The 2,492-nt window shown below is 56.7% G+C and carries 3 protein-coding genes; all 3 read right to left on the minus strand.

The window, feature by feature from the left end; genetic code table 11:
- Window positions 1-27: 27 nt before the first annotated feature.
- The 3 genes from tnpC to tnpA all read right to left on the minus strand — a co-directional run bounded on the left by tnpC (window position 28) and on the right by tnpA (window position 2,405).
- The gene (tnpC, locus tag CFR78_RS15885; RefSeq protein ID WP_007397838.1) at window positions 28-1,638 is read right to left on the minus strand and encodes an IS66 family transposase; all 1,611 of its coding nucleotides are present in this window, start codon (window positions 1,636-1,638) and stop codon (window positions 28-30) included.
- Between the two features lie 63 nt (window positions 1,639-1,701).
- A complete protein-coding gene (tnpB, locus tag CFR78_RS15890; RefSeq protein WP_010510701.1) occupies window positions 1,702-2,049 on the minus strand; it encodes an IS66 family insertion sequence element accessory protein TnpB in 348 nt (115 codons plus the stop codon).
- A complete protein-coding gene (gene tnpA, locus CFR78_RS15895) occupies window positions 2,046-2,405 on the minus strand; it encodes an IS66-like element accessory protein TnpA (RefSeq protein WP_007400224.1) in 360 nt (119 codons plus the stop codon). The genes tnpB and tnpA overlap by 4 nt, the downstream gene beginning before the upstream one ends.
- Between the last annotated feature and the right edge of the window lie 87 nt (window positions 2,406-2,492).

The following is a 2,492-nucleotide window of genomic DNA, read 5'->3' on the forward strand; positions in this document are numbered from 1 at the left end:
GTAACCGGCCGCTCTGGGCCGCCTTGATTATGCGGCCTGTCTGTGCAGTGTATTCACGGGTTTCCAGTTCCATGGCAACAGTTCGTGGAGCCGGTTGATCTTGTGCTCGTTGATACGGGCCAGGACGTCGGCGAGGTAATCGTGCGGATTAAGCCGGGAGAGTTTTGCGCTTTCGATAAGCGTCATGGCATCAGCGATGTTGTCGCCCCCGGTGTCGGATCCGGCAAAGAGATAATTTTTTCGCCCCACGCATACGGGCCGTATGGCGCGTTCGGCAGGATTGTTGTCGATGGCGACACGACCATCTTCGAGGAACAGGGTAAAGGCCTTCCACCGGTTGAGCGCATAACGGATCGCTTTTGCCAGTTCCCCCTTTCCAGGGATACGGGCAAGCTGTGTTTCGCACCATGCGTGGAATGCTGTGACACGGGGGCGGCTTTGTTCCTGTCGGACAGCCAGACGATACGGGGCCGGGTGTCCGGTGATCTGGCGCTCGATATCGTAGAGCTCTCCGATCTGTTCAAGTGCTTCCCTTGCGATTGTCGAATCACTGCCCTTCCAGACATCATGGAAGGCCCGGCGGAGATGAGCCCAGCAGGCCGCTTCGCGCACGTGCACGGTTCCTGTTGCGTCTGGTTTATACAGATCCCTGAACCCGGCGTAGGCGTCAGCCTGCAGAATGCCCCGGAACTGTGCCAGATGGGTCTGGGGATTGATCCCCTTGCGATCGGGAGAGAACCAGTAGGCCACGGCGGGCGGATCACTCCCTCCCCATGGGCGGGGATCGCGCAGATAGCTCCAGATCCGCCCTTCCTTCACGCCCCGGGGTTTGCCAGCCTGACGCAGACGGGGGTCAAGAACCTGGATGGGTGTATCATCAGCATGTAGCAGGTCTGCCTTTACGACATCCTGACGGATCAGATCTGTCAGAGGACGCAGAACGGCAACGGCCTGACCACACCAGTCGATCAGGGTTGAACGGGGAATGTCCACACCCTGACGGGCAAAGATCTCATTCTGACGATAAAGCGGAATGTGGTCATCGAATTTCGAGACCAGGATATGGGCTAAAAGCCCGGTGCCAGCCATCCCCCGTGGGACAGGGCGCGACGGTGCTTCAGGCTGCACCAGTGTTTCGCAGTGACGGCAGGATTTCTTCAGCCGTGCCGTTTCGACAACTTTCAGTTTTGCCGCAATAAAGTCCAGTATTTCGGTGACATCTTCGCCTACAAGACGCAGGGGACCGCCACAGGCAGGACAGGCCTCACCTGGGTCGAGAACAATACGCTCCCGTGGTGTCGTGTCAGAAACCTTTGGTTTGCCACGCTGCCGTGGGGGAGAGAGTGCATCATCGCTGACATCATGCTCCCTGATATCAGGAGAAGGATCGGCTGCCGCGATGGCGATTTTTACATCTTCAAGGAGCAGTTCGAGTTGTTCAATCTCACGGTCTATCTTTTCTGAACTGGCCCCGAATTTCTGTTTCTGAAGACGTGCGATCCGGATTTTGAGAGACTGGACAAGAGCTTCATACGCACGGGCTGACGCAGAAAGCCGAGCCACTTCGGTCTGCAGGGAAACAATCATTTCCCTCAGGGTATCCGGATCATCAGGCAGGACCGCAGGTGCAGACGTCATTATGAAAAAATAGCAGAAAACCTAAGAAAATTCAAAATGTTCTGCACTCTCACGCCATAAAAATCAGGCCACGCGAGACGGTGGTGCAGACCAGGAAGGGCGTCTCCACTCCATGCCTTCCCACAGCATGGCCATCTGTGCTGTCGTCAGGCGTGCAACGCCCTCTGCCGGAGACGGCCATGGAAAACGTCCCTTCTCAAGCACCTTGTAATAAAGACAGAACCCCTGACCGTCCCACATCAGAAGCTTGATCCTGTCCCCACGGCGACCACGAAAGGCAAAGAGCGCCCCTGATGTCGGGTTCTGACGCAGCACGTCCTGTGCCAGTGCTGCCAGACCCGATATGCCCTTGCGCATATCGGTCACCCCGCAGGCCAGATAGACACGCACGCCGTTGCCCACGCCAATCATGCCGTCTCCGCAATCCGGATGACCCGGGCCAGAAGATCTTCGGCAGGATGTCCCGTCACCCTGATACTACGGCCATTGCGCAGCACTATGGCCAGTTCGTCAGGATCACCGCCAGATGCCACAGCAGGTGTCGTCACTGAAGCAACAGGAACAAACGCCACAGACTGATCTGGGGAAGATAGTCTTTGACGGAATGACGTCCGCCATTGGTAAAGATGTTGGCGGGTCAGGTCATGTCGACGTGCCACATCCGATACACTTGCTCCATCCACACCAACTTCAGCCAGTATCGCCAGCTTCCGTTCATCCGACCAGCGGCGGCGGCGTTCAACGCCAATCAGGATTTCCTGGGTCATTCTTACCTCTCAAATGACGTCAATAACGACGTCGTTAACGACGGTAAGTTACCAGTCACAATCCTCAATCATAAGGCGGCCTCAAAC

The organism is Komagataeibacter rhaeticus (assembly GCF_003207855.1).
GTDB lineage: Bacteria > Pseudomonadota > Alphaproteobacteria > Acetobacterales > Acetobacteraceae > Komagataeibacter > Komagataeibacter rhaeticus.